This is a genomic window from Pantoea sp. CTOTU49201 (assembly GCF_032054795.1).
Taxonomy (GTDB): Bacteria; Pseudomonadota; Gammaproteobacteria; order Enterobacterales; family Enterobacteriaceae; genus Pantoea; species Pantoea symbiotica.
Genome location: NZ_DAMBSA010000460.1, coordinates 1 through 3,471, shown reverse-complemented (window position 1 = coordinate 3,471; position 3,471 = coordinate 1). Strand labels below are relative to the sequence as shown.

Annotated in this window: 4 protein-coding genes and 1 pseudogene; 3 read left to right on the top strand and 2 right to left on the bottom strand. The window is 56.3% G+C overall.

Translation table 11 applies throughout. From position 1 onward, the window contains the following. The 3 genes from flgA to flgN all read left to right on the top strand — a co-directional run. Positions 1 to 549: flagellar basal body P-ring formation chaperone FlgA (flgA, locus tag RTY00_RS22115; RefSeq protein WP_312666254.1), on the top strand; the 549-nt coding region annotated here is incomplete at its 5' end. Between the two features lie 105 nt (positions 550 to 654). After that, positions 655 to 960 carry a flagellar biosynthesis anti-sigma factor FlgM gene (gene flgM / locus RTY00_RS22110; RefSeq protein ID WP_008103096.1) on the top strand — a complete coding sequence of 102 codons (306 nt, stop codon included), beginning with the start codon at positions 655 to 657 and terminating at the stop codon, positions 958 to 960. A 5-nt stretch (positions 961 to 965) separates the two neighbouring features. After that, positions 966 to 1,397, top strand: a complete 432-nt coding sequence (flgN, locus tag RTY00_RS22105) for a flagellar export chaperone FlgN (RefSeq protein ID WP_312666252.1) — start codon at positions 966 to 968, stop codon at positions 1,395 to 1,397. Between the two features lie 105 nt (positions 1,398 to 1,502). On the opposite strand, the gene murJ is transcribed toward flgN, so the two are convergent. Together murJ and RTY00_RS22095 are read right to left on the bottom strand one after the other, a co-directional pair. Next, the gene (murJ, locus tag RTY00_RS22100; RefSeq protein WP_154152720.1) at positions 1,503 to 3,041 is read right to left on the bottom strand and encodes a murein biosynthesis integral membrane protein MurJ; all 1,539 of its coding nucleotides are present in this window, start codon (positions 3,039 to 3,041) and stop codon (positions 1,503 to 1,505) included. Between the two features lie 121 nt (positions 3,042 to 3,162). Continuing rightward, positions 3,163 to 3,471, bottom strand: a pseudogene (locus tag RTY00_RS22095) (gfo/Idh/MocA family oxidoreductase); the annotation flags it as partial.

Below are 3,471 nucleotides of genomic sequence, written 5' to 3'. Positions count from 1 at the left end.
CAACATGCCGCAGGCATGACGGTGGTGGTGCGTACACCGCAGGCGCAGTGGCCAAACTGCGAAACCCCTGAACTGCAGCTGCCGGGTAATAGCCGTCAGTGGGGCAACATCAGCATCGCCGCTAACTGCGATCAAAATCGGCGTTTCCTGCAGGTTCAGGTGCAAGTTACCGGGCAATATTTGGTGGCGAGCCGTCAGGTGGCGCGCGGCAGCAATCTCAGCCCATCTGATGTGCGTCTGGAAACCGGACGGCTGGATGAACTGCCGGCACGCGCCTTGATGGATAGCAGCGGCGTCATTGATGCGGTTGCGCTGCGCGATATCCCGCCAGGACAGCCGGTTACCGCCACTATGGTGCGCCAACCGTGGCGAGTGAAAGCCGGTCAAAATGTGATGGTAGTCGCCAGTGGAAACGGGTTTAATGCCAGCAGCGAAGGACGTGCGCTGAACAACGCCAGCGCGGCACAAATGGTGCGCGTGAGGATGGGAAATGGTCAGGTTGTCAGTGGTCGCGTCGACGCGGATGGGAATATTCTGATATCGCTATAAAGCGTTAAAGAACCCTGTTGTTCTGCCGATAGAGATATCAACAAAGACATTACCCTATGCTGACTCAGTTGGCTGACCCCCAACTGACCTTACAGGAGCCTTACCATGAGCATCGACAGAACGCAGCCTACGAATCCGGTTAGCACTGTTCAAACACGCGATACCAACGATAACAGCAGCAAAGTGCGTCAGAGCGCCACGCCAGCAGCCAGCACCACCAGCGAAAGCGGTGCGGAAGTGAAGTTGAGTACCGCGCAGGCGCAACTGATGCAGCCTGGCAGCAAAGACATTAACACAGCGCGCGTTGAGCAGCTGAAGACGGCCATTCGTAATGGCGAACTGAAAATGGATACCGGTAAGATCGCCGACGCGCTGATCGCCGATACCAAGGCGTATTTAGAGGGTAACTAATCCCAATGGACAATCTGCTGATCACCTTAGACAAAATGCAGGACGTGCTGACATCCCTTGCGCTGGTAATGGATGAAGAACAACAGCAACTTTCTGCCGGCCAGGTTAATGGCAACATGCTGCAGCGTATTTCTGAAGATAAAAGCGCGCTGCTGACCACGTTGAATTATCTGGACGAGATGCGCCGCACCACCGAGAAATCCCTTGGTACGCAGGCGCCCTATGGTGATCACAGCGATCGCGAAAACCGCTGGGCGCGTATTCAACAGCACACGCGCCGCTTGCGCGATGCCAATACGCATAACGGGATTTTGTTGCAGCATCAGATTGGCTTCACCAATGAAGCATTGGCGGTATTGCGACCACACCAAACGCAGGCATTTTACGGGCCGGATGGTTTGGGTAAAGGTCAGGCGACGCTGAGTCGTAAAGGGTAAAAACGTTGCTTTGAAGAGGCTGCTATCTTTTGGGATGGCAGCCTTTTTGTTGTGTGCGGGACCTGCAACATCTGCCGCTGCAGGTCCGTTAAGATAGTGCGAGCTTTACGCCATAGTGCGGCGTGCGAAGTCGCGCGGGCGGAAGCCGAGCAGACCGAGCATCACAAAGTATGAGCCACCGCCGATGGCGCAGACCGCCGCCAGGCGAATCAGGCGCCACCACATCTGCCCCTCTTCCCATGCTGGCATGACCTGCAGAATACCCAATAGCGCTGCGGCCATCACACATACCGCAATCAGCAAACGAGTCAGGAAACTGAACCAGCCAGGCTGCGGCTGGAAGATATCCTGCTTACGCAGTTGCCAGTACAACAGCGCGGCATTCAGACAAGCGGCCAAACCGATCGACAGCGACAAACCGGCATGTTTGAGCGGGCCAATAAACGCCAGGTTCATCAATTGCGTCACAATTAGCGTCACGATGGCAATTTTCACCGGAGTTTTGATGTCCTGACGAGAATAGAAGCCGGGTGCCAGCACTTTCACCACAATCAGCCCCATCAAACCCACGGAATAGGCAATCAGCGCGCGCTGCGTCATCAAGGCATCAAAGGCGGTGAATTTCCCGTACTGGAACAGCGCGACCGTCAGCGGCCCGGACAAAATCCCCAGCGCCACTGCGCTCGGCAACGCCAACAGGAAGCAGAGACGCAGGCCCCAATCCATCAACCGTGAATACTCTTCCTGATTGCCACTGGCAAAACTCTTCGCCAGCGAGGGCAGCAAAATGGTGCCCAGCGCCACGCCCAGCACGCCGGATGGAAACTCCATCAGACGATCGGCGTAGTACATCCACGAAACCGAACCGGAAACCAGAAAGGAGGCGAAGATGGTGTTGATGATCAGTGAAATTTGACTGACCGACACGCCAAGAATCGCCGGCCCCATTTGACGCATCACTCGCCACACGCCCGCATCGCGCAGATTCAGACGCGGCAGAACCAGCATGCCAATTTTCTTCAGGTGCGGCAGTTGATAAAACAGCTGCAACACGCCGCCCACCACCACAGCCCACGCCAGCGCCATCACCGGTGGATTAAAATGCGGCGCAGCGAAGACGGCAAAACCAATCATGCTGATGTTGAGCAGCGTTGGCGCAAATGCCGGCACGGAAAAACGGTTCCAGGTATTGAGGATGGCACCCGCCAGCGACGCCAGCGAAATCAGCAGAATATAAGGAAAAGTGACGCGCAGCAGCGCGCTGGTTAAAGCGAATTTATCGGCGGTATCGGCAAAGCCTGGCGCCGTCACCACAATAACCCATGGCGCAGCGATCATCCCCAACACGGTCACCACCGCCAGCACCAGCGTCAATAAACCGGAAACGTAGGCCACAAACACGCGCGTGGCATCTTCGCCCTGCTTGCTTTTATATTCCGCCAGGATCGGCACGAACGCCTGAGAAAACGCGCCTTCGGCAAAAATACGGCGCAGCAGGTTAGGCAGTTTGAAGGCAACAAAGAAGGCATCGGTTGCCATCCCCGCACCGAAAACGCGCGCCACAATGGCATCGCGGGCAAAGCCCAGTACGCGGGAAAACAAGGTCATCGAACTGACCGCAGCCAGCGATTTCAACAAATTCATATTGAGTGGCGCATCCTGAAAAGTGTCGGAGAAATGAGCGACTTAGCGCGGACATCCCGTGATGTCCGGCGATAGTCTACTGACACGGCGGGAAATGACCAGCATTGAGTGTTACAAGGGATTATTCACGTTCGGCATCGCGCCACAACTTTTCCACCAGACGCTGCGCCGCCAGCGCCTGTTCGCCACTGGTTTCAGGCATCGTCTGATTTTCAACACACTGAATGAAATGGTGCGCTGCACCGCTAAAACCACGCTGGGTAAGATGGCTTTGCCATGCGGGCGGCACCTCACGCACGATGCCGCTGCGGTTTTCCTGCTGCCAGTCGCGCATCTCGTTAATTTCGATGCAATCACCGTCGCAGATGGCGCTGACCACTTCGCGTTGCGTCCCGGCGCGGCGATGCATGCTGGTGGTGATTTGCAGCGA